Origin of the sequence: Sphingomonas sp. RIT328, assembly GCF_000632225.1 — a bacterium.
GTDB classification, from domain to species: domain Bacteria; phylum Pseudomonadota; class Alphaproteobacteria; order Sphingomonadales; family Sphingomonadaceae; genus Sphingomonas; species Sphingomonas kyungheensis.
In genome coordinates, this window is sequence record NZ_JFYV01000012.1 from 1 (window position 1) to 24,698 (window position 24,698).

Consider the following 24,698-nt stretch of genomic DNA (forward strand, 5'->3'; position numbering starts at 1 on the left):
GGATGGAGGTGTGGGGGGGGCGTAGTCATGCAAGGCCACGCCCGCCTTCTTGCGTTCTCGGCCTTCAAGATCGAGATCTCGAATGCGCTCGGGACGCTCACATACAGGGGCCGTACCCCCGCGAAAGCGGGGTCCAGTTTTCTTGATGCGACGGCCGTTCATCTGCTTGGCCACTGGATTCCCGCCTGCGCGGGAATACTGGCGATTTTGACGGCGCGCCTCCGGCAAAAGTCACGACTATCTTTTAAGGCCAGCCGGACGAAACATCATCGCCTTTGTCGCTGCCGAAGCCATTCGTCGGCGTATCTAAGCTGCCGGGACGCCATCGCCCCGGCAGCTACACAATCGTTACTTCGCCAGATACCGCTCGAGATCGTCACTCCCGCCGATCCGCTCGTCATCGATGAAGATCTGCGGCGTCGTCGCGACGTCATGCTCCGCCTTGAACGCGTCGACCTCCTCGCGCGAACGCAGGATGCGATCATCGACGGTGAAGCCTTCGGATTGCAGGATCTGCTTGGCGCGGACGCCGAACGGGCAGGTGTGGTCGGGCAGGACCATGCGGTACAAGGTGGCGGTGCGGCTGTCGGCCATCGATCGATCCTTCCAGAAGAAACTCGCCGCTACAGCGCGGCAGCGGCGCGGGCGTTCCGTCAGGCGGCCGGTTTGAGGCCGGCGGCGACCAGCGGGGTCAGCCGGTCGGCGATGCGTGCGACGCCGGCGGCATTGGGATGGACGCGGTCCGCCTGCATCAGCGCCGGATCGCCGATTACCCCGTCGAGCACGAACGGATAGAGGCCGGCGGAGTCGCGCTTGGCGAGATCCGGCCAGATGCCGTCGAACGCGGTGACATAGGCGCGGCCGAGATTGGGCGGCGCCTTCATCCCGGTCAGCACCACCGGCAGCTTGCGGCGGTGCAACGCGTCGAGCATCGCGGTCATGTTGGCGCGAGTCTCCGCGGCGGGCAATTGCCGCAGCACGTCATTGCCGCCGAGCCCGAGCAGGACGAGGTCGGGCGGGCGCGGCAGATTGTCGAGCACGAAGCCGAGCCGCTGCCGCCCCGCGGCGGTGGTGTCGCCCGAGACGCCGGCGTTGACGATCGTCGCGTTGATCCCCTGCCGCCGCAGCCGCGCCTCGATCGCGTCGGGCAGGCTTTGCCCGCGGTCGAGCCCGTAGCCGGCGTAAAGGCTGTCACCGAAGGCGAGGATCAGCCGTTCCGGACCGACCGGCCGCGCGACCGCGACGGGTGTGGCGGCGGGGCTCGGCGCCGGATCGGGCGCCGCCGCCTGCCGGTCGCAGCCGGCAAGGATCAGGGCTTGGCCGAGCAGCGTCGCTGCCGCATAGCGTTTTGTCCGCCCCTGCAAGGCCTTGGTCTCCCGATATGAACATGACGTCTATGGTGATCGAGGCGCGCGATGTCACGCTTCGCCTCGGCGAGACCGCGATCCTGCGCGGCATCGACCTGTCGGTCGCCGCCGGCGAGAGCGTCGCGCTGCTCGGTGCGTCGGGCTCCGGCAAGTCGTCGCTGATGGCGGTGCTGGCGGGGCTCGAACGGGCGAGCGGCGGCAGCGTACGTGTCGCCGGGCAGGATTTCGGCACGCTCGACGAGGATGCGCTGGCGCGGGCGCGCCGCGGCCGGATCGGCATCGTCCTGCAGGCCTTCCACCTGCTGCCGACGATGACCGCGCGCGAGAATGTCGCGGTGCCGATGGAGCTGGCCGGCGTCGCCGGTGCCTGGCCGCGTGCCGCCGCCGAGCTGGAGGCGGTCGGCCTCGGCCACCGGCTCGACCATTATCCCGCGCAACTCTCCGGCGGCGAGCAGCAGCGCGTCGCCATCGCCCGCGCACTCGGGCCGCGGCCACCGTTGGTCTTCGCCGACGAACCGACCGGCAACCTCGATACGCAGACCGGCAGCGCGATCATGGACCTGCTGTTCGACCGGCGGGCCGTGCTCGGCGCGACGTTGGTGGTGATCACCCATGATCGCCGCCTCGCCGAACGGTGCGACCGGATCGTCACGCTTGCCGACGGGCGGATCGGGTGAGCGGCTGGTCGCTCGCCTGGCGGCTGGCGCGGCGCGAGCTCGACTGGCGGTTCCGCGGATTGCGGCTCCTCGTCGTCTGCCTGCTGCTCGGTGTCGCCGCGCTCGCCGCGATCGGCGGGCTCGCCGATGCGGTGGCGCGCGAGCTCGCCGCGCGCGGCGCGGTGATCCTCGGCGGCGACGTCGAATTGTCCGTGTCGCAGCGCGAGGCCAGTGCCGCCGAGCGTGCCGCGCTGGCGCGGCTGGGCACCGTCTCGACGACGGTGCGGATGCAGGCCAATGCGATCGCCGGCGACGCCTCGGCGCCGATCCAGCTCAAGGCGGTCGATGCCGCCTATCCGCTCTACGGCCGCGTTTCTCTCGCCGACGGCCGCCACGTCGCCACGCCGCCGCCGGGACAGGCGTGGATCGCCCCCGCGCTGGCCGAGCGCTTGCGGTTGCGTGCCGGCGCGATGCTGACGATCGGTACGGCACGGTTTCGCGTCGGCGGTGTCATCGCCGACGAGCCCGATCGGCTCGGCGAGGGCTTCACGCTCGGCCCGGTGGTGCTGATCGCGCGCGTCGATCTGGGCAGGACCGGGCTGGTCCAGCCGGGCAGCCTGTACGAGACGCGCTATCGCCTGCGCCTGCCGGCGGGCGACGATCCGGCGCGGATTGCGACGCAATTCACCAGCCGCTTCGCCACCGCGGGGTGGGAGAGTAAGACGCGCGAGCGTGCCGCGCCGGGAGCGTCGCGGTTCGTCGACCGGATGGGCGAGTTCCTCACCCTGGTCGGGCTCGCCGCGCTGGCGATCGCCGGGATCGGCGTCGGCAACGGCGTCGATTCGTTCCTCACCGCGCGGCGCGGCGCGATCGCGACGCTCAAGGTGCTCGGTGCGACCCGCGCCGATGTCGCGCGCGTCTATGCCATCGAGGTCGGCGCCGCGGCGCTGGCCGGCATCGTCGCGGGGCTGGCGATCGGTAGCGCCGCGGTGCCGCTGCTCGGCCGCCTGCTCGCCGGCGCGCTGCCGGTGCTGCCGACGCTCAGCCCCGAGCCGTGGCCGCTGCTCCGCGCGGCGCTGTACGGCGCGCTGATCGCGCTCGCCTTCGCCGCGCCGCCGCTCGCCGCGGCGGGGGCGACGCCGGCGGCGGGATTGCTGCGCGGAGCGCTCGCGCCGATGCGGGCGAGTTCGTGGCGGGGGCGGATCGTCGCGCTCGCCGCCGGTGGAGCGGCGCTCGCACTGGCGATCGGCACCGCGGCACAGCCCGGCATCGCCGCCGGCTTTCTCGCCGCGGTGGCGGCGGCGTTGCTGCTCTTGTTCGGGCTCGGCCGTCTGGTGCGCTTCGGCGCGATCCGGCTGCCGCGGCCGCGCCGTCCGCTGCTCCGCCTCGCCATCGCCGCGCTGCACCGGCCGGGGGCACGGACCGAGGCGCTGGTCGTCGCGCTCGGGCTCGGCCTGACGCTGTTCGTGCTGCTCGCCGCGATCCGCACGAGCATCGACGCCAATATCGCCACCAACGTGCCGCAGCGCGCGCCCGCCTTGTTCGCGCTCGACGTGCCCCGCCCGCGCGAGGCCGAGTTCCGCCGCATCGTCACCGCCGCGGTGCCGGCGGCGCAGATCCGCACCGTGCCGATCCTGCGCGGCACGATCACTGGCTATCGCAATATCCGCGTCGCCGATCTCAAGACGCTGCCCGAGGGCGCCTGGGCGCTGCGCGGCGAGCGCGGCCTGACCTATGCGGAGACCATCCCCGAAGGCAGCACGCTCGCCGCCGGCCGCTGGTGGCCGCGCGACTATGCCGGGCCGCCGCTCGTCTCGATCGACGAGCGGCTGGCGCAGGCGCTCGACCTGCATGTCGGCGATCCGCTCACCGTCAGCCTGCTCGGCGTCGAGCGCACCGCGCGCATCGCCTCGCTGCGCCGCATCCAGTGGGACACGTTGGGGTTCAATTTCGTCCTCGTCTTCTCGCCCGATGCGCTCGCCGATGCGCCGCACAATCTCGCCGCGACGATCGACCTGCCGCGCGGCAGCGAGGGACGGGTGACACGCGCGCTGCTCGCGCCATTCCCCTCGGTGTCGGTGATCGAGGTGCGCGGCGTGCTCGGGCAGGTGCGCGACCTCGTCGGACAGGTCGCCGCGGCGATCGCGGCGGCGGCGGGAGTCGCGGTGGCGGCGGGGATCGCGGTGCTGATCGGCGCGATCGCCGCCGCGCGCGAGGCGCGCACCTATGACGCGGTGATCCTGCGCACGCTCGGCGCGACGCGGGCGCAATTGCTCGCGGCGCAGGCGCTCGAATATGCTTTGCTCGGCGCGCTGGTGACCTTGGTCGCGCTGGCGCTCGGTCTCGGCGGGGCATGGTATGTCGTGGTGCGGATCTTCACCTTCGCCTGGTCGCCCGATCCGGTCGCGGTGGCGGTGACGTTGCTCGCCGGGCTGGGCGTGACGCTGGGTGTCGGGCTGGCAGGCGCGTGGCCGATCCTCAGCGTCCGGCCGGCGCGGGCGTTGCGGTCGGTGTGAGCGGGGGCTCGATCGGGCAGTGCGCTTGCGGCAGCGCGTGTTTCGACAGGCTCAGCACGAACGGGGAGGGGCGGAATCCCTCGTATCCGTCAGCCCTGAGCCTGTCGAAGGGCGGGACTGCCGCAGGTGCGCTGCTGTCGTTCGTCAGTCTACGATGACCGCATTTGCGCAGCCGCTGCGACCGCCGTTCCCGCCCTCTCATGTCCAGTACAGCACCCGCGCCTTAGGCAGCCATCGCGCAACCTCCGCGGTGAAGAAGCTGCGCAGCGCCGCCATCGTCGCCGCGTCATAGACATATTTGACCGAGCCGAACTTGGTCCGCTTCTCGACCCGCCCGGCGGCGCCCATGTCGAGCTTCGATCCGGGATACCAGCTCTCCAGCACCGCCTTCGATCCCGGCGTATAGCGGTGGGTGATCAGCTCGATCGTGCAATCCTCGACGTCCGCCAGCGCCGCCCCCGCCTCGGCGAGCAACGTGCCATAGGCCTGTTCCCAGCCCGCCGCGGCGATGATCGGCGCGATCGTCAGCCCGACCGGATAGCCCGCCCGCGCCATCGCGGCGAGCGCGGCGAGCCGCGCGGCGACCGGGCTCGTGCCGCCTTCGAACCGCGCATAGGGCGCCGGGTTGATCGAGGCGCGCATCCGCGTCCGCCCCTGATGATCGAGGTCGAGCAGCGGCGCGACCGCGTCGAACTTGGTGGTAAAGCGCAGCTGCACCGGCGCCTGCCAGCGCCCGAAGGCGGCGATCAGCGCCGACAGCGAGCCGGTGAGATGTTCGAGCGCGAGCGGATCGGTGTAGCAGCTCGCCTCATACGTCGTGCCCTCGTCGGCGCGGGCGCGCGAGCGCGAGGTGATCGTGCCCTCGCCGAGATAGCGCGGCAGCGCGGCGATGATATCGGGCAGATTGGCATAGGCACGGGTGATCGGCGGCCCCTTGAGCGACCCCGCGAGATAGCAATAGCTGCAATGCGCCGGGCAGCCTTCGGCGAGGTCGACGCGCCAGTCCGCCGAGGGCGCGATCGGCTGGAACCTGAGCTTGCCCGGCGGTGCGACCACCACCGCCAATGTCTTCTTCGCCGCGGCATAGGCGGCGGCGGGATCGTCGGGCAGGCCGAGCGCGAGCCGGTCGGCGGGCAGCCGCTCGACCGGGATGCCGAGCGCTTCGGCGCGCTCGGCGATGGCGCGGCCATGGTCGAACGCCAATGCCGAGCGGGTGACGATGACGCGGCGCGGCAGCCACGGCCGGGCGGGACGGGCGGCGCTCATGCCAGTGCCGCGAACCAGTCGGCATAGGGCGTGTTCTTCGCCATATGCCGGTTGAGATCGGGTGTCCCGTCGTGCCACCAGACCGGCCCGCGCTCGCCGAGTGCATGTTTGGCGGCATCGACCCCGGCATGCGCGGCCTGTTCCGCCTCGGCATCACCGGCGCGGCGCGCGCCGCCGACCGCGCGCCGCGCCTGCATCAACGCGTGGACGAGCGCCTCGCGCCGTTCGGGCGGCAGCGACGGGTCGGCCCGGCGCCACAGGCGGCCGCGCACGACGATATAGCGGCCATCGGGAGTCGTCGGGGGAGGGGAGCGCATTGCGGTGCAACGCATCAGATCGGGCAAGCGTCGCATCGCTTGCCTTTGCCCCGCGGCTCGGCGAAGCGATGCGGCGTGGATCGGATGACGCTCTATTTCGACGGCGGGCTGCGCCCCGGCCCCGGCGGCATGGAGACCGCGGTGGTGGTCGGCGGCGAAGTGCATCTCCGCGACGATCTCGGCCCCGGCGACAGCTGCACCGCGGAATGGCTCGCGCTGCTCGCCGCCGCCGATCTCGCCCGTGCCGCGGGGGCGGACGAAGCGCTGTTCCTCGGCGATTCGCGTACCGTCGTCGAACAGGCGCTCGGCCGCTGGCGATGCCGCAACGCAGCGATGCAGCCGCATCTCGCCGCCTTCCGCGCCGCCACCGCCGGGATCGGACGGGTCCACCTGCGCTACGTCCCCCGCGCCAAGAACCTCGCCGGGATCGCGCTCGCCCGCCGCCACCCGCGCTGATCCGCCATGTTCGCGCCTGCGGAAACACTGCGATCGTTACGCGTTGGGCATGATCATCAACGAGGAGTGAGACGATGAACCAGGATCAGATCGAAGGCACCGCAGGCGACCTGACCGGCAAGCTCAAGGAAGGCTTCGGCAAGGCGACGGGCGATCAGGAGACGCAGGCCTCGGGCGTGGCCGACCAGCTGACCGGCTCGGTGCAGAAGACCTTCGGCGATGCCAAGGAAACCGTCGCCAAGACCGCGGCGCCGCTCGCCGACAAGGCGCGCAAGTTCGCCACCGAGCGTCCGTTCGCCGCCGCCGCACTTGCCGGTGTCGTCGGTCTGGCGATCCTCAACACGCTGCGCGGCAAGACGTCGGCCTGATACGCGCCACACCGCCCCGCTTCGGCTCCGTCCGGGGTCGGGTCGGATGTCGGCGGGACCGGTCATTGGGTCCTGGCGTTAGACAAGGGGCGCCGGCTTCGGTCGGCGCCCCTTTCTGTCGTCAGGCTTTGAGGCCCTTTGCCATGTTGAGGTGCGCCGCCACCGTCGGCACCAGGCCGGTCGCGAAGGTCTTGAGCGCCGCCACGTCTCCGGTCGCCGCATAGCCCTTCAGCGTGTCGAGCGTCTGCTGGTGCGCCGCCTGCTGCGCCTGGATATAGGCCGTATCGAACGCCGCGCCCTTCAGGCCCTTAAGCGAGTCGACCGTCGCCTGCTGCGCCGCGCTGAGCGTGGGATCGGGGGTGAGCGCCGGGCTCAGCGACGCCGTCGTCGCCTTGAGCTTGTCGGTCGAGGCGGTGTGCGCCGAGATCATCTGGTTGGCGTATTTCTTGACCGCCGCGGACGCGCCATTGTCGAGCGCGAGCTTCGAGGTGGTGATCTCGAACGCGTCGCTCGCCGCCGCCATGTTGACGAACGCCTGGCTGCCGGTCACTGCCGCCGGTGTCGCCATTGCGGTGCTATTGGTGTCGGCGACGCCGGCATTGCCCGCGTCGAAGGTCGCGCTGTCATTGGCGACGGCGGTGTCGCTGGTCTTCTGACCGCAGGCCGCCAATGCCAGTGCCGACGCCGACACGATCATCAAGGCTGGTTTGAACATCGTCATCTCCCATGTTGCCCGCCGCCAACGTATCGGCCTCCCGCGGCGTTCCTTTGCGATCACGGAGCGGAAGCGGCGGCCGGCGCGTTCCCACCCCGAAATCCGTCTAGAAATCCATCTGAAGGAGACGTGCGATGAGCATTTTCGGCAACATCATGGGCAAGATCTTCCACCACAAGAGCGAGGCGCCTGCGCCGCAGACCACGCAGGCCGAACCGACGCCGGCCCCAGCCCCCGCCGCCGCTCCCGACGCGCAGCCCGCGCCCGTCCCGACGCCGTCGCCCGCCGCCCAGCCGGTCGATGTCGGCGCGGTGCTGTCGGAGATGGCGTCGATGCGCAATGGCGGCGGCAATTACCAGTCGTCGATCGTCGATCTGCTCAAGCTGCTCGACCTCGATTCGAGCCTCGCCGCGCGCAAGGAGCTGGCGCAGGAACTCGGCGTCCATGCCGGCGAGGACGGCAGCGCGGAGCAGAACATCGCCCTCCACCGCGCGGTGATGGCGAAGCTGGCAGAGAACGGCGGCATCGTCCCCGACAGCATGCGCAACTGAGGCGCGGCGGCGGATACGGGTCCCGACCCGGGTCCGCCGCTGTTCGGGACGTCATGTGTGATGGCCCGAACTGCTCCCGCACAAGCGGGAGCCCAGCGGTCTCCTCACCAAGATCGCGCCGTCACACCGGACGTGTCCCGGAGTCCACCGTGTCGCAGAATCAGCGGCTTACGCTCTCGCGGGAGCGCGGATGCCGGAGCAGGTCCGGCATGTCGGAAGAGGCTCCGCAGCGGTCATGCCTGCGAAGCCCTGCCACCGTTCAGCCCGCTACGCGCACTAGATGGCGGCGCGCCAGCACCGACGGCACGGTGTCCGACGGGCCGCTATGCCCGAACCAGAAACCCTGGCCGATGTCGCAGCCGAGCGCGAGCAGATGATGCGCCTGCGCCTCTGTCTCGATCCCTTCGGCGACGACGGTCATGCCGAGCCGGTGGCCGAGCGCGACCACCGCATCGACGATCGCCGCATCGCCGGCATCGCGATCGAGATGGTTGATGAAGCTGCGGTCGATCTTGATCGTATCGACTGGAAACGCCTTGAGATGGGTGAGCGAGGCATAGCCGGTACCGAAATCGTCGAGCGCGATATGCACTCCGGCCCGGTGGAAGGTCTCGAGCATCGTCGCGACGCATTCGGCGCCGCGCCCGACGAACACGGTCTCGGTCACCTCGAGTTCGAGCCGGTCGGCGGGCACGCCGGCGCGGGCCAGCCGGCCGAGGATGCGATCGGTCAGGTCGTCGCGGCGGAACTCGGCGGGCGACAAATTGAAGGCGATCCGGCCGAAATCGAGCCCGGCATCGAGCCAGCGCCGCATGTCACCGACGATCGCGCCGAGCATCCGTTCGCTCAGCCCCTGCGCCAGATCGTAATCCTCGAACGCGGCGGCGATCGTCGCCGGCAGCTGCGCGCCATAGGTGGGATGGTGCCAGCGTAGCAGCGCCTCGAACCCGCAGACGGTGCCGGAGGCGAAGGCGATCTTGGGCTGGTAATAGGGCAGGATGCGATCGTCGCGGATGATGTCGCGCGCGATGCTCAGCATCGACGAGCGGCGTTGCAGGTCGGCGCGCATCGGCGGTTCGAACATCAGCAACTCGCCGCGGCTGTTCGCCTTGGCGGCATAGAGCGCGATGTCCGCCGCCTTGAGCAATTCGGTCGCGGTCGCGCCATGCGCCGGGAACAGCGATCCGCCCGCGGTCGCCTGGCAATCGAGGATGCGGCCGTCATAGGACAATGGCTCGCGGACCGCGGCGAGCGCGGCGCGCACCCGTGCGACCTCCGCCGCCGCCTCGCCCGGACTCTCGATCACCGCGGCGAATTCGTCACCGCCGAGCCGCGCGACCATGCAGCCATCGCCCAGGACGCCATGTACCCGCTCGCCGAGCGCGCGGAGCACGGCGTCGCCCGCATCATGGCCGACCGTATCGTTGGTTTCCTTGAGGTGATCGACGTCGATCAACACCAGCGCGACGCCGCCGCCATGGTGCCGGCTGTTGGCGATTGCCGTTTCGAGCCGCTCGTTGAAGGTCGCGCGATTGGGCAGGCCGGTGAGCGAATCATGATGCGCGGCGAAGCGGATGCGCTCCTGTGCGGTGCGTTCCTCGGTCACGTCGCGGGTGGTGACGAGCACCCGGCTGAGCCGCCCCGACGGCGCCTCGATCCGCCAGCCGCCGGTCTTGATCCAGCGTTCGGCGCCGGTGTCGGCGCGCAGGATGCGCAGCGTCGTCTCGAACCGGTGATTGCCGTCGCCCGCCTCGACGGCGGCGATCAGGGCCTGCAGGCGGTGGCGGTCGGCGGGGACGACGCGGGCGAGCGCGAGCGCCACTGCCGCCGGCGTCTCCAGGGGCAGGCCGAGCATCGCCTTCAGCTCGTCCGACCATTCGCGCGTTCCGGTCAGAGCGTTATAGTCCCATATGCCGAGCCCGGCGGCATGGGCGGCAAGGCGGAAACGCTTCTCGCTGTCGCGCAGCGCGCGTTCGGCAAGCTTGCGATCGTGAATGTCCTCGAGCGTCCCGTACCAGCGGATCGTCGCGCCTGCGGCATCGCAGCGCGCCGCCGCGCGACTGCGGAACCAGCGGAAATCGCCCTCGGGCGAGCGGAGGCGATATTCGATGTCGACCGGCGCGCCGCTGGCGATCGCCTTGCGCCACGCCGCCTCGGTCGGCGTGCGATCCTCGGGATGGAGCGCGACCAACCAGCGCGCACCGAGCGCCTCGCTCGGCTTGCCGCCGGTCACCGTCTCCCAGCGCGAGCTGACCGATTCGATCTGGCCCCCCGGACCGGCGGTCCAGGTGATCTGCGGGTTCAGTTCGACGGTATGACGGTAATGCTCCTCGCTTTCGCGCATCCGCTCCTCGGCGGCTCGGCGGGCGGAAATGTCCTGCGCGATGGTGATCGTCGATACCGCGACGCCGGCGGCGTCGCAGACGAACGAGACGTTGATGTCGCACCACAGGCTGCTGCCGTCGGGGCGGACGAAGCGCGCCTCGACCTCGAACGGCGTCGATCGTATCTGATGTCGGGCATAGAGGGCGGTGACCATCGACAGATCGTCGGGATGCAGCAACGCCTCGACCGCCAGCCCGGAGAGCGCCGCGGCATCCCGCCCCGCCAGTTCGCAGAAGCGATCGTTGACCGCGACGACGCGCCGCTGCCGGTCGCGATGCAACAGGCCGATCCGCGCCCGGCTGAGCACTGCGGCGAGCGGCAATTCGCGATCGAGCGCCAGCGCCTGCGCCACCGCGTTGCGGATCGCCTGCGTCTCTTCCGGCGTGTCGTCGACGTCCGCCGTGTCATGGCCGAAGTCGCCGTCCTCCCAACGCTCCACCTGCGTCCCCTTTCGTCGATCATGGCGAGGTGAGGGCGCACCGCTTAACGAACGGTAATTGAACCGCTTTGGATTATTTGCCGCTACGCCAAATGTTGACGACAACAGCGCCTATATTGCGCCGGATGCAAGGGGACTTTCCCGTTCGTATACGGTCTATGTCCTCGATGCAGACCTATCTATAACCTTTGATTGGCTGCGCAGGCATTTGGGAAAAGCCGCAAGACTGCCGGCGAAGGCTGGACAGGAGCGGCTGGCGGGGGCGGCGTGGTCGATGCGAAACGACGGGAGCCCTTCAGCCCAGCGCCGGCATCGCCGCTGCCGCCGCCGCATAGCCGCGTCGCATCTGCCGCAGTGCGCCGGCGACGCGATCGGCGTCGAGCGCATCGACGATCGGGTCGTAGCCGCTCGGCACGATGCCCTGGCCGAGCAGCACCGCCACCCAGCTCGGCACGGTGAACAATTCGTCGTCGTAGCGGAAGATGCGGCCCTTTTCGCGGAACAGCGCGAGCTTGCGGATCAGCGTCTCGGGCAGCGCCATCGTGCCGACATGCCGCCAGAACGGCGTATCGTCGCGGCGCGTCGCGGCATAATGGAGGATGATGAAGTCGCGGATCGCGGCATATTGATCGCCCATGAGCCGGTTATATTCGTCCCGCTCGACCGTGCCGAAGCCCTGGTCCGGGAAAAGCGCGAACAGCTTCGAAATTCCGTCCTGGATCAGGTGGATGCTGGTCGATTCGAGCGGCTCGAGGAACCCGCCGGCCAGTCCGAGCGCAACGACGTTGCCCGCCCACAATTTTGTCCGCCGGCCGGCGCGGAACGACAGGCGGCGCGGTTCGGCGGTCGGCGCGGCGTCGAGGTTCGCCATCAGCACCCGCTCGGCGGTTTCGTCGTCGGTGAAGGCGCTGGCATAGACATGGCCGTTGCCGGTGCGGTGCTGCAAGGGGATGCGCCACTGCCAGCCGGCATCATGCGCTGTCGCCCGCGTGTAGGGGAGGAGCGGCCCCTGCCGCGCGGTCGGCAGCGCGATGGCGCGATCGCAGGGCAGCCAGTGCGACCAATCCTCGAAGGCGACGCCCATCGTCTCGCCGAGCAGCAGGCTGCGGAAGCCGGTGCAGTCGAGGAACAGCTCGCCCGCGACGCGGCGGTCGCCCTCCAGCCGCACGGCGGCGACATGGCCGCGCGCGTCGCGCTCGACGCCGGTGATCCGGCCCTCGATCCGCGTCACCCCTTGCGCCTCGGCATGACCGCGCAGCAGCGCGGCATAGAGGCCGGCGTCGAAATGATAGGCGTAATCGAGCTGCCCGGTCGGCGAACGCGGATCGCCGGCGGGAGGCGCGAAGCGTCCGGCCCGCGCCGCCACCGCGGCGATCGCATAATCGCCGTAGCTGCCGATCTCCGCCCGGTCGCGCAGGCGCAGCCACAATTGATGGAAGTTGAGCCCCTCGATCTCATGGCCGACGGTGCCGAAGGGGTGCATGTAGCGCTCGTCCAGAGCGCCCCAGCCGACGAACTCGATGCCGAGCTTCGGCGTGCCGCCGGTCGCGCGCAGGAAGCTCGCCTCGTCGAGGCCGATCCGCGCGTTGAAGCCGCGGATCGGCGGGATCGTCGCCTCGCCGACGCCGACCGTGCCGATCGCCTCCGATTCGATCAGGGTGATCGTCCGCTGCCCGTCGTTGAGGAAGCGGGCCGCCGCCGCGGCGGCCATCCAGCCGGCGGTGCCGCCGCCGACGATCACGACGCTGCGGATCGGCGGGTTCATCGGCTGCGCGCACCGCCGGCCTGCGCCAGCCAGGCGGGATAGGGGGGCAGTTGCGCGGGCAGCGCGGCGATCGCGGTCCGCAGCTGCGTCATCGCCGCGATGGCGCTGACCCGCGGCACCGACAGCGCGACCGGATCGCGCCGCTGCGGCGATACGCCCAGTCCGATCAGCGCCTGCCACCATTGCGCCGGCGCGACCATCTCCTCCTCGACCGGCGGCAGCGTGCCGCGCTGGCCGAATTGCGCGAGCGCGGTGGCGAGCTCGGCGGGCGGCTCGGCCTTGCGTGCGGCATGCCAGAAGCCGCCGCGCCTTGCCGTTCCCGCGAGGTAGAAAGCGGCGGCATAGGCGTGCAGGCGCTCGGCGCGCAATGTCGCGCGGCGGTTGTATTCCGCGATCAGCAAGGGTTCGGGCGTGCGCGCCGGCATCAGCGACAGCGCGAGTTCGAGCTGCGCGAGCGCCAGCGTATAGCCGGGCCAGCCGAGCGGCCCGAGCGCCGCGGCGGCATCGCCGATCGCCAGCACCGTGCCGGCGAACGGCGCGACCTGCCGTCGCGGATGGAGCGCGATCCGCTCCGCCGGGCCGGGCAGTTCCTTGGCGGCGCGCGCGTCGTTGGTCGTCTCGCGCGCATAGGCGAAGCCGACGAGCGTCCGCCGCGCCAGCGGCCAGCGCGCGCCCCAGCCATGGCTGCCCGCCTCATAGCGGTCGAGCGGCGAGGGCCTGGCCGCGGCGGCGGCGAGCAGCAGCCGGTCGACGGGGAGGGTCGCGCGCCAGTCGACCCAGGCCGCATCCTCGGCCGCGAGCAACGCCGCCGGTCCGCTCGCGTCGATGAACAGATCCGCGGTCAGCCGCGTGCCACCGTCGACCAGCAGGGCGACGGTCTGCCCCGCCTGCCGCTCGACCGACAGCGAGGTCGGCGCGATCAGTCGCACCCTGGCTGCGCGCATCGCGGCGAGCAGCGCCGGGGTCAGCGCCTCAGGGTCGAGCCGCAGCGTGTAATTGAGCGACGACAGCAGCGATGCGCGATCCTCCGCGGGTGGCGCGAACCGCTCCGCCTGCGCGAGCACCGCCGCCGGCACCAGCGTTTCGAACGCGCCCTCGCCATGCGCGCGCCACAGCTGGTGCGGCGGTGCCCCGGCGAGATTGGCGACGCCGTCGCCTTCGCCGACCGTGAACGCCGGCTCGCCCCAGGCGAACCGTTCGCCCAGCCGGTGCGTCGCGACGCCGCCCGCGACCAGCGCCGCCTCGTCGAGGCCGAGCGTCTCGAACATTTCGGCGACCGCGGGGGTCACCGCCGGCAACCGGTCGGCGAGCGCCGCCGGATCGGCTTTGGTCGCGACGAGGCTGACGGTCGCGCGCGGCAAGGCGCGGGCGAAGGCGATGGCGGCGGTCAGCGCGACGATCCCGCCGCCGACGACGACGATGTCGTGCAGCGCTTCGCGCCGATTCACGCCGCGGTTCCGAGATAGGCGGCATGATCGGGCATCGCCGCGACCGCACCGGCGATGCCGCCACGTAGCGCGGCTAGCGCCCGGTCGAGCGACGCGCCGTCGGGCAGGTCGGCGCGCGGGTCCCAGCCCTCGGGAACGATGTTCTGACCGAGATAGACCGCGATCCAGCTCGGTTCGAGGAACAGGCCGTGGGTGTAGCGCGCGACCTGCCCGGTCTGCCGCCACAGGGTCATGGCGGCGGTGAGGCTGTCGGGGATCGTCATCGTGCGGACATGATCCCAGAACGGCGAATCGTCGCGCGTCGTCGCGTGATAATGAAGGATCAGGAAGTCGCGCAGCCGGTCGTATTCCGCATCGACCAATGTGTTGAAGCCGTCGCGATCGGCGGCGCAGACCCGCGCCGCCGGGAAATGCTCGATCAACTGGGTGATCGCCATCTGCACCAGATAGATGCTGGTCGATTCGAGCGGTTCGAGAAAGCCCGAGGCGAGCCCGATCGACACGACGTTGCCGACCCAGCTGCGCCGCCGCCGCCCGGCGCGGAAGCGCAGGTGGCGCGGCTCGGCGAGCGGCGGGCTCTCCATCGCGGCGACCAAAGCATCGGTCGCCGCGCCTTCGCTCAGATACTCGCTCGCATAGACATAGCCGTTGCCGATGCGGTGGGTGAGGGGGATGCGCCAGCGCCATCCCGCCGCCATCGCGGTGGCGCGGGTATAGGGCTCGATCCCGCCTTCGGGCGAGGCGCAGGGCGCGGCGACCGCACGATCGCACGGCAGCCAGTGCGACCAGTCCTCCCACGCCTCGTCGAGCGTCCCGCCGATCAGCAATGCGCGAAAGCCCGAACAGTCGATGAACAGGTCGCCCGCGATCCGTGTGCCGTCGGCGAGCGTCACCGCGGCGATGTCGCCACTCTCGCCGTCGCGTTCGACCGAGACGACGCGGCCCTCGGTGCGCTTCGCGCCGCGCGCCTCGGCATGGCTGCGCAGGAAGGGGCCGAACAGCGTCGCGTCGAACTGATAGGCATAGCCATAGGCATTGGCGAGATCGTGCGGATCGGCACCCGGCCGGGTGAAGCGCAGCGCCGCCGCCGCGGCCACCGCGGTCGAATAGTCGCCGATCGGCGGCACCGTGCCGGCATGATGGCGGCGCAGCCAGTAATGGTGGAAGCCGACCCCGTCGAGCGCCCGGCCATAGCTGCCGAACGGGTGGATATAGGCATCGCCGATCGCGCCGAAGTCGCGGAATTCGATGCCGAGCTTGAACGTCGCATGGGTCGCCGCCATGAACGCCGCCTCGTCGATGCCGAGCCGGGTGACGAAGGCGCGCAGGTGCGGCAGCGTCGCCTCGCCGACACCGACGATGCCGATTTCCGCCGATTCGATCAGGTGGACCTCGGCGGCGCCGGGCGCCAGCGTCGCAAGCGCCGCGGCGGTCATCCAGCCGGCGGTGCCGCCCCCGACGATCACCACCCTGATCCGCTCCTCGCCCGCCACCTGTCCTCCCCTTGCGTTCCCGCGCCGTCGGCGGCGCGTCTGATACCGCTGCCTTATGCCCGTTCGGGTCCTGATCTCCATCGGGAAATTCGCGCTTGGTGGCAGATGGTGGACAGGGTTCGGACGAAGAACAGGCCGAGGGTGGCGGGAGGCGGCCACACGCTCACCCGCCACGGACATTGTCAACGTTGACAAGGGCGTCCCGGCACGGTCTTGGTTCCGCTGTCAAAAAGGCGTGCGCGCAGGGAGAGAATGATGGCTTTGAGGTTCGCTACGGCAGGTGCGGCGATGGCGCTGATCGCAGGCGCGATGCCGGCGCTGGCGCAGCAACAGGCCGCGCTGCCCGCCGCCGCGACCGCGCATCCCGATCAGTGGCCGGTGCTGCCGATGCAGCTGAAGCAGGACCCGGAGGTCGAGGCGCGCGTCGCCGCGATCCTCGCCAAGATGAGCATCGAGGACAAGGTCGGCCAGCTGATCCAGGTCGACATCGCCAGCATCACGCCCAGGGATCTCGAGACCTACAAGCTCGGCTCGATCCTCAACGGCGGCAATTCGGCGCCCAACGGCGATGAATTCGCCCCCGCGCCGGAATGGCTCAAGCTGTTCGACGCCTTCTATGACGCCTCGGTCAAGCGCAGCGACGGTCGTCCGGTGGTGCCGGTGATCTGGGGCACCGATGCGGTGCACGGCGCCAACAATATCGTCGGCGCGACGCTGTTCCCGCATAATATCGGCCTCGGCGCGATGCGCGACCCGGCGCTGATCAAGAAGATCGGCGCGGTCACCGCGCTCGAGACCGCCGCCACCGGCATCGACTGGAGCTTCGCGCCGACCGTCGCGGTCGTGCAGGACGACCGCTGGGGCCGCACCTACGAAAGCTATTCGGAGGATCCGGCGATCGTCGCCTCTTATGCCGGCCAGATGGTCGAGGGCATCCAGGGCACGATCGGGCAGGACTTCATGAAGCCCGGCCACGTCATCTCCTCGGTCAAGCATTTCCTCGGCGACGGCGGCACCGGTGGTCATGACCAGGGCGATACGCGCGTGTCGGAGACGGTGCTGCGCGACGTCCACGCCGCCGGCTATATGACCGCGCTGCCCGCCGGTGCGCTCACCGTCATGCCGAGCTTCTCGAGCTGGAACGGCGAGAAGATGACCGGCAACAAGAGCCTGCTCACCGGCGTGCTCAAGGATCGCTGGGGATTCCAGGGCTTTACCATCGGCGACTGGAACGCGCACGGGCAGGTGACCGGCTGCACCAACGAGGATTGCGCCCCCGCGATCAATGCCGGGCTCGACATGTTCATGTACTCCGGCCCGAAGTGGAAGGAGCTCTACGCCAATACGCTGCGCGAGGCGAAGGCGGGAACGATTCCGGCCGCGCGGCTCGACGATGCGGTGCGTCGCATCCTGCGCGTCAAGGTGATCGCCGGCACGTTCGACAATGGTCGCCCCTCGGCGCGGCCGATGTCGGGCAAGTTCGCGCTGCTCGGCGCGCCCGAACATCGCGCCATCGCGCGGCAGGCGGTGCGCGAGTCGCTGGTGCTGCTCAAGAACAACGGCAACGTGCTGCCGGTGAAGCCGGGCGCCAACATCCTCGTCGCCGGCCGCGGCGCCGACGACATCGGCCAGCAGGCCGGCGGCTGGTCGATCACCTGGCAGGGCACCGACGTCACCAACAAGAATTTCCCCAACGGCCAGTCGATCTGGTCGGGGATCGACGCCGCGGCGCGGGCGGCCGGCGGCAAGGCGACGCTCGCCGTCGACGGCGCCTTCACCGCCAAGCCCGACGTCGCGATCGTCGTCTTCGGCGAGACGCCCTATGCCGAATTCACCGGCGACCGTCCGAGCCTGGAATACAGCCCGGACGACAAGAGCGACCTCGCGCTGCTCAAGAAGCTCAAGGCGGCGGGCGTGCCGACCGTCGCGGTGTTCCTCTCGGGCCGGCCGATGTGGGTCAATCCCGAGATGAACGCCGCCGACGCCTTCGTCGCCGCCTTCCTGCCGGGCACCGAGGGCGGCGGCGTCGCCGACCTGCTGATCGCCGGCAAGAACGGCCGCCCGGTCGCCGACTTCCACGGCAAGCTGAGCTTCAGCTGGCCCAAGCGGATCGACCAGAACGTGCTCAACAAGCGCGATCCCGGCTATGATCCGCTGTTCCCGATCGGCTTCGGCATGACCTATGCCGATCACACCACGCTCGGCCGGCTCGACGAGACCAAGCCCAAGGTGTCGGCGGCGGATCAGAACGCGCTGTTCGTGCGCGGCCGTGTCGTCGGCGGTGCGCGCATCGGCCCGAGCGGCGCGGTGGTCCAGACGCGCACCGATCGGCGCGGGCAGGAGGATAGTCTGCGTCTCGCCTATAGCGGCGCCGGCAGCGTCGCGATCGAACAGGCGACGCCGATCGACCTGACCCGCGAGACCAACGGCGACCTCAGCCTGATCGTCGAATATCGCGTCACCGCCGCACCGGCGGGGACGGGGACGCTCGACGTTGCCGATACCGCCAAGACGGCGACCGTGCCGCTGACCGGGGCGATGCGCGTCGGCGACTGGACCAGCGTCGCGGTGCCGCTGCGCTGCTTCGCCAATCAGGGGCTGACGATGGGCAAGGTGACCAAGCCGTTCGCGCTGACCAGCAGTGCTGCGCTCGGTGTCGACGTGTCGACGATCCGCATCGGCAGCGCGACCAACGCCATCGCCTGCGGTGGCAAGTGAGCGGCGCCGACTGGTCGCGGCGCGGGCTGATCGGCGGCGCAACGCTGCTGACGCTCGCCGCCGCGAGCGGAGCGGGCGCGCAGACCGCGGCGGGCGAGGAGGTCGTGCCGCTGTGGCCGGGGCGTATTCCGGGCGCGCGCGGCACCGCGATCACCCGCAAGATCGAGCAACGCTCGAAGACCGCGGGCTTCGACGACCGCTGGGTGACCGGGATCGACGCGCCCGCATTGGTCGTCAAACGCCCGGCGCGCGCCACCGGCGCGGCGGTGCTGCTGGTGCCGGGCGGCGGCTATGGCTTCCTCTCCTACGACAATGAGGGCGTCGAGCAGGCACGCTGGCTCAATGCGCTGGGCGTCACCTGCTTCATCCTGCTCTATCGCCTGCCGGGCGAGGGCTGGAACGACCGCCGGCTGGTGCCGCTGCAGGACGCGCAGCGCGCGATGCGGCTAATCCGCAGCCGCGCGGCGAGCTTCGGCGTCGATCCCACGCGCGTCGCGGTGCTCGGCTTTTCGGCGGGCGGTCATCTCGCGGGTTCGCTGGCGACTCGGCATGGCGAGGCGACCTATGCCCCGATCGATGCCGCCGACCGTCTGTCGGCGCGCCCCGATCTCGCCGGGCTGATCTATCCGGTGATCAGCATGGACGCGGCGATCACCCACCGCGGCTCGCGCGACAATCTGCTCGGGCCGACGCCGGATGCGGCGACCGTCGCGGCCGCCTCGGTCGAGCGGCGCATCACGGCGGAGACGCCACCGGTCTTCCTCGTCCACGCCAGCGACGACGACACGGTGCCGATCGCCAACAGCCTCAACATGTATGCCGCGCTGCTCGCCGCGAAGCGGCCGGCCGAGTTGCACGTGTTCGACGAAGGTGGCCATGGCTTCGGCACCCGCCTCGCCAAGACGATGCCCGCCGCGGCCTGGCCGACGCTGTTCGCGGCCTATGCGCGGCGCAAGGGGGTGTTCGCGGGGTAGCGGGCAGGCCGTCGGTCGGCCGTCGGTTATCTCGTCCAGCATTCCCGCGGTCACGATGCGTCTTCGAAAATCCGTCCGGCTCAAATCAGGCCCACCCCGGCGGAGGCCGGGGTCCAGTTGGATGAAGGTCGGCAACAGTATCCGACGGTCTGCCCATCTGGATCCCGGCCTTCGCCGGGATGGTCGAAAAAGCCGCTAAGTATTCCCGCGAAGGCGGGAATCCAGTGGCCAAGCAGAGCGCCCGCTTGTGGCGGAAGACACTGGGCTCCCGCCTACGCGGGAGCTCAGATCACCTGCGAAACGCTCTTCGCCTCCGAGCGGGCAGGGCGACTTACTTCATCCGGATCGTCATCGGCTTGCCGCTATACGTCACCTGCGTCGTGCCATTCTCGGTGAAGTCGACCGGCTCGGCCTTGCCCGGCGTGTGGAAGCGTACCGACATCGCGCGGGTCGCGGGCATGCCCGGATAGTCCCCGGTGCGCGCGCCGATCGTCAGCGTGCGGCTTGCCTCGTTCCACGCCACCGGCACGCGCGCGTACTTGCCCTTGGCATAGCCCTGCGAGACACCGTCGTCCTCGTACAGCGAGAAGGCGCCGTCCTTGCCGGTGAAGACGTGGAGGACGATCGGCCCGCCCGGCTGTTCGCGCGCATATTGCACCGCCGGCCCGGTCGGCAGGATCGCGCCGGCGCGAACGAACAGCGGCATCCGTTCATAGGGTGCCGCCGCGGTGATCGCCTGACCGCCGGCATAATGCTGGCCGGTGGCGAAATCGTACCAGTCGGCCCCGGCAGGCAGATACACCGCACGCGAGCGCGCCTTGAACGCGGTCACCGGCGCGACGAGGAGATCGCGGCCGAACAGATATTCGTCGTCGACGTTCCACGCCTTGCGGTCGGCGGCATAGTCCATGACCAGCCCGCGCATGATGCTGCCGTCCTTGAAGAACGTATCCGCCGCGGTCGTGTAGATATAGGGCATCAGCCGGTAGCGGAGCTGGTCGTACCAGAGCATCGATGCCGCCATCGCCGGATCGCTCGCGCTCAGTTCGTAGATTTCGCGCTTCGGCGTCTCGCCATGGCTGCGGAACAGCGGGCTCAACGCGCCGAACTGGAACCAGCGCAGGTTGAGCTCGCGCCATTCGGGCAGTGCGGCCGGCTCGGCGTTGGTATAGCGATCCTCGACCGCGAAGCCGCCGATGTCGTGCGTCCAGTTGGGCACGCCCGACATCGACAGATTGACGCCCGCCGAGATCTGGTCGCGCAGATCGTCCCATCGTGCGGCGACATCGCCAGACCAGAGCGCCGCGCTGGCGCGCTGCAAGCCGGCGAAGCCCGAGCGGGTGAGGATGAACGGCCGCGTATCCGGATTGGTCTCGCGCAGCCCCTCGGCGAAGCCGGCGGCATGGACCAGCGGGAAGCTGTTGAAATAGGCGCCGCCCGGCCCGAGCGCATTGGGACCCATGACGTATTTGCGCTCGTCGATCGACAGGTTGGAATGGATGTCGGGCTCGGTCGCGTCCATCCACCAGGCGTCGATGCCGAGCTTGACGAGATTGTCGCGCACCTGGCGGTAGTAGATCTTGCGCGCCTCCGGGTAATAGGGATCATAGTCGGTGTTGAGATAACCCGGCCCGACCCAGTCCTTGTTCTTCAGCTTGAGGTTGCCCTGATACAGGAAGCCCTTGGCGGCGAGTTCCTTGGCATTGTCGGTATTGGGATAGAATTTCGGCCAGACCGAGATCATCAGCTGCGCGTTGAGCTTGTGCACCTCGTCGACCATCCCCTTAGGGTCGGGGAAGCGGGTCTTGTCGAACTGGTGGCTGCCCCATTGATCCTGCGGCCAGTAGAACCAATCCTCGACGATATTGTCGAGCGGGATCTGCCGCTTGCGATATTCGCGCACGACGCCGACCAATTGCTCCTGCGTCTCGTAGCGCTGGCGGCTCTGCCAGAAGCCATAGGCCCATTGCGGCATCATCGGCGCCTTGCCGGTCAGCCCGCGATAGCCGGCGACGACATCGTCCATATCCTTGCCCGCGACGACATAATAGTCGACCGCCTTGCCCGCCTCCGACGACAGCCACAGCGAATGACGATCCGCCTGGGGCAGCGGATCATTGTGGAAGAACGCCATGTAACCGGCGTTGGGCTCCCATTCGATGCGGATCGCCACCGGCTTGCCGGCGGTCATCGGCAGGTCGATATTATGGTACCAGGGGTTCCAGTTCTGCCGCCAGCGGTCGAGCACCAGTTTGCCGTCGGCATAGACCTTGAAATAGCTCGAGCCATAGACGCGGAATTTGTGCGTGCCGGTGATCGTCGGATCGACCGTGCCGGTCCACACGACGCGCTGCTTGCCGACCACCTTGCCGGCGGTATTCTGGCCGCTGTCGGCGGAGGCGACGGTCTGCGCCTTGGCCTCGGCCGGCCAGCGCGCCTGATCCTTGATATATTGATAGTTGATCGTCGCTTCCTGCCGCGTCGCCGCCAGCCGGTCGCCGAGATAATATTGCGCGGTCCAGCCCGGCTTGCCGTTGCTCGCCACCTTCAGCCCGTCGCCGACCAAGGCATAAGGCTTGGGATTACCGAAGCGGGTGATCGAATTATTGTCCCACAGCAGCCCGTAATTGCGCGTCGAGACGACGAACGGGATGGCGATGTCCATATTGTGCTGGGCGAGTTCGACGTCCTCGCCGTTGTAGTTCATCTGCCGGTTCTGATGCTGGCCGAGGCCGTAGAAGCCTTCGTCGCTGGCGCGGTTGAACTGCTGCTGCGTCGCCAGATAAGTTTTGCCCTCGACGCTGGTGCCGAACGCGGCGCGGGGCGCCTCGTCGAGCAGCACCTTGCCCGCGGCGTCGCGAACGGTGAGGTGACCGTCGGACAGGCGGATCTCGGCGCTCGCCTTGGCGAGGCGCAGCGTCACCGCGCCGGCGCTCTCGCTGATCTGCGGCGCGCCATGCGGCTTGGCGACGACCATCAGGCTGTCGGGCAGCGCGAGGTCGGTGCCGGGAACGGCGGTGACGCGGAAACTGTCATCGCCATAAGCGACGACGCGGACGCGCTTGGCCGGACCGCTGTCGGGCGTGACGACGACGCCCTGGTCGATGCGCTGCACCTCGGCGGCGAGCGCCGCTCCGGAGACGGAGACGGCAAGACCCGCGACGGCGCGGGCGAGGAAACGGAAGGTCATCGGTCTGATCCTGATCGGCAGGGAAGAGAAATCCGTCCGCCTGGAGCCTGTCGAAGGGCAGGGCCACCGGCGCGGGGTCGCCGGTGGATGGCGGGGCTTCGACAGGCTCGGCCCGGACGGAACATCGGGGAGGCTAGCGATAGGTGCCGAGCGTCACGCGCAGCAGCGTAGGCTTGGTCAGGTTGAGGCCGTAATCCGTCTGGTCGCCGTTCCAGACGCGCAAGGTCGTCCACGTCCCGGCGGCATCGAGGCTGCCTTCCTCGACGCTGAGATACTGGCTGTTCTCGCCCTTGACCGCACTCGCCCGGTCGAATTTGACGCGGACGTCGGAGCCGGCGAGCAGGAACTGGTCCGGCCCGAGCTGCGCCACCGCGACGCCGCCGACCGGCTGGTCGCGGGTCGGATTGGGATCGGACTTGAGCCATTGCGAATCGCGGTCGCCGAACTGCCACTGGCCATATTGCGCGGTGATCGTCCAGCGGCCCATCGTGCCGGTCTCGTCGCTCGCGTCGGCGGGCTTGGCGCTGCCCCAGGTCGGATGCGCCAGCGACATCTTCGCCCAGCCGCGCGCGTTCGGCGCCATCAGCGCGAACTTGTCGCCGAAGGCGGCGACCGTCGCCGCGTCGATCACCTTGCTGCCGAGCGGATAATTGACATAGCCGGTATCGTCGAAGCCGAACGGCGAGAAACCGATGCCGCCATGGCCGAGCACCGGCCACAGATAGCGCGCATAGGCGACGGCATTGCCCGTCTCCGGGATCATCAGCGCATTGTCGGGGCGGCCGTAGAGCTTGAGGAAGGCGGCATAGGTCTTGGGATCGGCATTGTAGAGATCGGGCGCGACGACATCGAGATGCGGGGCGGCGGCCTTCCACACGTCGATGATCGTCCAGTTCGGCCCGCCGCTCGCGCCGCCGTCCTCGCCGGGCGTCGCGAACGGGCTGCCGACCGCGGCATTGGCGTACATCGGCAGGTCGAGCACCGCGCGTCCCGCCGCGGCGATCTCGTCGACATAGCGCGCGACGTACCAGCCGTTGAACGCCGCCTCGGCGAGCTTGCCATAGACCGTCGTCCAGTCGCCGCGCTTGCCGGTCGTCTTGGCGAGGGCCGCCGGCACCGGCTGGCGGAACAGCGCCTGCGCCGTGGGCGACAGGTCGCGGTTCTGGCCATAGACGCCGGTCTCGTTCTCGACCTGCACCATGATGACGCGGTGGTCGGGATCGTTCGCCTTGAGATGCTGCATCAGCGCCACGAAAGCGCGCTTGTCCGCCTCCAGCGTGGTGCGCGCATGCGGGGTGAAGGTCGGGTGGGTCGAGCCGTCCGCCTTGCGCATCCGCGGGAAGCGCCTGGGATCGCTCTTGACCCAGGCGGGGGTATAGCTCGGCCCGGTGTTCTTCCAGGTGCCGAACCAGAGCAGCACCAGCCGCGTGTCATGCGTCCGCGCGCCGGCGAGCAGGGCGTCGACATAGGAGAAGTCGAACTGCCCCTCGACCGGCTCGACCTGTTCCCAGGCGACCGGGATTTCGAGCGTATTGGCGTGGATCCGCTCGACCATCGGCCAGACCTTGGGCAGCATGCCGGCGTAATTGCTGCTGTTGTTCGCCTGGATGCCGAGCATCAGGAAGGGTGCGCCGTCGACGAGCAGCGCGTGGCGGCCATCGCGCGCGATGATCTTGGGCAGCGGCGCGGCGGTCTGCGCCGCGACCGGTTGTCCAGCCAGCATCGTCGCCAGCAAAGGCGCAGCGAGCCACCGCGCAGTCCTGCCCATCATCGTCATCCTCCCGGTTCGCGTCGGCCGCCGCGGCGTCCGTCTGTTATGGTGGCGCTACCAAAGCGCGGCCGGAATGTCGATAAGTAAGACATAAGGTCATGGTCGTAGATGCGCGGGCAGGGGATCGGAAGGCGTTGATATGCCGTGTTTATGACTGCGGTCGCGGTGTTGCTGCCGTTTGTCGCGACGGCTCGCGCGAGTTGCTCGGACCAGCACAGATGTCGGACGATTGCTGCTTCGTGATTTTATGTGGCCAAGTGGCAGGAAGAACGCACCGCCGCGATCATGCCGGTGCCGCGATCG

Annotated in this window: 18 protein-coding genes; 7 read left to right on the plus strand and 11 right to left on the minus strand. The window is 69.7% G+C overall.

Annotation, left to right across the window (positions count from 1 at the left end):
• Positions 1-348 precede the first annotated feature (348 nt).
• Positions 349-594: a glutaredoxin domain-containing protein gene (locus BW41_RS06340; protein WP_037532637.1), complete on the minus strand. Its 246-nt coding sequence runs from the start codon at positions 592-594 to the stop codon at positions 349-351.
• A 59-nt stretch (positions 595-653) separates the two neighbouring features.
• Entirely contained in the window at positions 654-1,364 is a 711-nt protein-coding gene (locus BW41_RS06345; RefSeq protein ID WP_037532639.1) for an arylesterase, read from the minus strand.
• A gap of 17 nt (positions 1,365-1,381) precedes the next feature.
• On the opposite strand from BW41_RS06345, the gene BW41_RS06350 reads away from it, so the two are divergent.
• Positions 1,382-2,044: an ABC transporter ATP-binding protein gene (locus tag BW41_RS06350; RefSeq protein ID WP_037532642.1), complete on the plus strand. Its 663-nt coding sequence runs from the start codon at positions 1,382-1,384 to the stop codon at positions 2,042-2,044.
• Entirely contained in the window at positions 2,041-4,539 is a 2,499-nt protein-coding gene (locus BW41_RS06355) for an ABC transporter permease (RefSeq protein ID WP_037532645.1), read from the plus strand. Before BW41_RS06350 ends, BW41_RS06355 begins: the two co-directional genes overlap by 4 nt.
• 198 nt (positions 4,540-4,737) lie before the next feature.
• On the opposite strand, the gene BW41_RS06360 is transcribed toward BW41_RS06355, so the two are convergent.
• Positions 4,738-5,805: a spore photoproduct lyase family protein gene (locus BW41_RS06360; protein WP_037532648.1), complete on the minus strand. Its 1,068-nt coding sequence runs from the start codon at positions 5,803-5,805 to the stop codon at positions 4,738-4,740.
• The gene (locus tag BW41_RS06365) at positions 5,802-6,122 is read right to left on the minus strand and encodes a hypothetical protein (RefSeq protein ID WP_037532651.1); all 321 of its coding nucleotides are present in this window, start codon (positions 6,120-6,122) and stop codon (positions 5,802-5,804) included. The genes BW41_RS06360 and BW41_RS06365 overlap by 4 nt, the downstream gene beginning before the upstream one ends.
• Positions 6,123-6,206: 84 nt before the next feature.
• On the opposite strand from BW41_RS06365, the gene BW41_RS06370 reads away from it, so the two are divergent.
• Positions 6,207-6,578, plus strand: a complete 372-nt coding sequence (locus tag BW41_RS06370) for a reverse transcriptase-like protein (RefSeq protein WP_037532654.1) — start codon at positions 6,207-6,209, stop codon at positions 6,576-6,578.
• Between the two features lie 74 nt (positions 6,579-6,652).
• The gene (locus BW41_RS06375) at positions 6,653-6,946 is read left to right on the plus strand and encodes a CsbD family protein (protein ID WP_037532655.1); all 294 of its coding nucleotides are present in this window, start codon (positions 6,653-6,655) and stop codon (positions 6,944-6,946) included.
• Positions 6,947-7,067: 121 nt separating this feature from the next.
• Here the strand turns inward: BW41_RS06375 and BW41_RS06380 are convergent, their stop codons facing one another.
• On the minus strand, positions 7,068-7,661 hold the full coding sequence (locus BW41_RS06380; protein ID WP_037533190.1) for a DUF4142 domain-containing protein: 594 nt from the start codon (positions 7,659-7,661) through the stop codon (positions 7,068-7,070).
• A 134-nt stretch (positions 7,662-7,795) separates the two neighbouring features.
• On the opposite strand from BW41_RS06380, the gene BW41_RS06385 reads away from it, so the two are divergent.
• Positions 7,796-8,212 (plus strand): DUF3597 domain-containing protein, encoded by a 417-nt coding sequence (locus BW41_RS06385; protein ID WP_037532656.1) that lies wholly within the window; start codon positions 7,796-7,798, stop codon positions 8,210-8,212.
• 259 nt (positions 8,213-8,471) lie between these two features.
• On the opposite strand, the gene BW41_RS06390 is transcribed toward BW41_RS06385, so the two are convergent.
• The 4 genes from BW41_RS06390 to BW41_RS06405 form a co-directional block, all read right to left on the minus strand.
• Positions 8,472-11,036 (minus strand): sensor domain-containing protein, encoded by a 2,565-nt coding sequence (locus BW41_RS06390; protein WP_051583309.1) that lies wholly within the window; start codon positions 11,034-11,036, stop codon positions 8,472-8,474.
• Positions 11,037-11,331: 295 nt separating this feature from the next.
• On the minus strand, positions 11,332-12,801 hold the full coding sequence (locus BW41_RS06395) for a tryptophan halogenase family protein (protein ID WP_037532658.1): 1,470 nt from the start codon (positions 12,799-12,801) through the stop codon (positions 11,332-11,334).
• Positions 12,798-14,249 carry a tryptophan 7-halogenase gene (locus BW41_RS06400; protein WP_037532659.1) on the minus strand — a complete coding sequence of 484 codons (1,452 nt, stop codon included), beginning with the start codon at positions 14,247-14,249 and terminating at the stop codon, positions 12,798-12,800. Before BW41_RS06400 ends, BW41_RS06395 begins: the two co-directional genes overlap by 4 nt.
• Entirely contained in the window at positions 14,246-15,742 is a 1,497-nt protein-coding gene (locus BW41_RS06405; protein ID WP_037532661.1) for a tryptophan halogenase family protein, read from the minus strand. The genes BW41_RS06400 and BW41_RS06405 overlap by 4 nt, the downstream gene beginning before the upstream one ends.
• A 255-nt stretch (positions 15,743-15,997) precedes the next feature.
• On the opposite strand from BW41_RS06405, the gene BW41_RS06410 reads away from it, so the two are divergent.
• Together BW41_RS06410 and BW41_RS06415 are read left to right on the plus strand one after the other, a co-directional pair.
• The gene (locus BW41_RS06410) at positions 15,998-18,460 is read left to right on the plus strand and encodes a glycoside hydrolase family 3 protein (RefSeq protein WP_037533197.1); all 2,463 of its coding nucleotides are present in this window, start codon (positions 15,998-16,000) and stop codon (positions 18,458-18,460) included.
• The gene (locus tag BW41_RS06415) at positions 18,457-19,434 is read left to right on the plus strand and encodes an alpha/beta hydrolase (protein WP_081792951.1); all 978 of its coding nucleotides are present in this window, start codon (positions 18,457-18,459) and stop codon (positions 19,432-19,434) included. Before BW41_RS06410 ends, BW41_RS06415 begins: the two co-directional genes overlap by 4 nt.
• 331 nt (positions 19,435-19,765) lie before the next feature.
• Here the strand turns inward: BW41_RS06415 and BW41_RS06420 are convergent, their stop codons facing one another.
• Positions 19,766-22,624: a TIM-barrel domain-containing protein gene (locus tag BW41_RS06420; protein ID WP_037532663.1), complete on the minus strand. Its 2,859-nt coding sequence runs from the start codon at positions 22,622-22,624 to the stop codon at positions 19,766-19,768.
• 133 nt (positions 22,625-22,757) lie between these two features.
• Positions 22,758-24,395 (minus strand): DUF5597 domain-containing protein, encoded by a 1,638-nt coding sequence (locus BW41_RS06425; RefSeq protein WP_235199663.1) that lies wholly within the window; start codon positions 24,393-24,395, stop codon positions 22,758-22,760.
• Between the last annotated feature and the right edge of the window lie 303 nt (positions 24,396-24,698).

Coding starts and splice junctions, on each gene's coding strand:
- BW41_RS06340 (WP_037532637.1), bottom strand. CDS start 594: ATGGCCGACAGCCGCACCGCCACCTTGTACCGCATGGTCCTGCCCGAC.
- BW41_RS06370 (WP_037532654.1), top strand. CDS start 6,207: ATGACGCTCTATTTCGACGGCGGGCTGCGCCCCGGCCCCGGCGGCATG.
- BW41_RS06375 (WP_037532655.1), top strand. CDS start 6,653: ATGAACCAGGATCAGATCGAAGGCACCGCAGGCGACCTGACCGGCAAG.
- BW41_RS06380 (WP_037533190.1), bottom strand. CDS start 7,661: ATGTTCAAACCAGCCTTGATGATCGTGTCGGCGTCGGCACTGGCATTG.
- BW41_RS06395 (WP_037532658.1), bottom strand. CDS start 12,801: ATGAACCCGCCGATCCGCAGCGTCGTGATCGTCGGCGGCGGCACCGCC.
- BW41_RS06410 (WP_037533197.1), top strand. CDS start 15,998: ATGGCTTTGAGGTTCGCTACGGCAGGTGCGGCGATGGCGCTGATCGCA.
- BW41_RS06385 (WP_037532656.1), top strand. CDS start 7,796: ATGAGCATTTTCGGCAACATCATGGGCAAGATCTTCCACCACAAGAGC.
- BW41_RS06365 (WP_037532651.1), bottom strand. CDS start 6,122: ATGCGCTCCCCTCCCCCGACGACTCCCGATGGCCGCTATATCGTCGTG.
- BW41_RS06350 (WP_037532642.1), top strand. CDS start 1,382: ATGAACATGACGTCTATGGTGATCGAGGCGCGCGATGTCACGCTTCGC.
- BW41_RS06425 (WP_235199663.1), bottom strand. CDS start 24,395: ATGATGGGCAGGACTGCGCGGTGGCTCGCTGCGCCTTTGCTGGCGACG.
- BW41_RS06420 (WP_037532663.1), bottom strand. CDS start 22,624: ATGACCTTCCGTTTCCTCGCCCGCGCCGTCGCGGGTCTTGCCGTCTCC.
- BW41_RS06360 (WP_037532648.1), bottom strand. CDS start 5,805: ATGAGCGCCGCCCGTCCCGCCCGGCCGTGGCTGCCGCGCCGCGTCATC.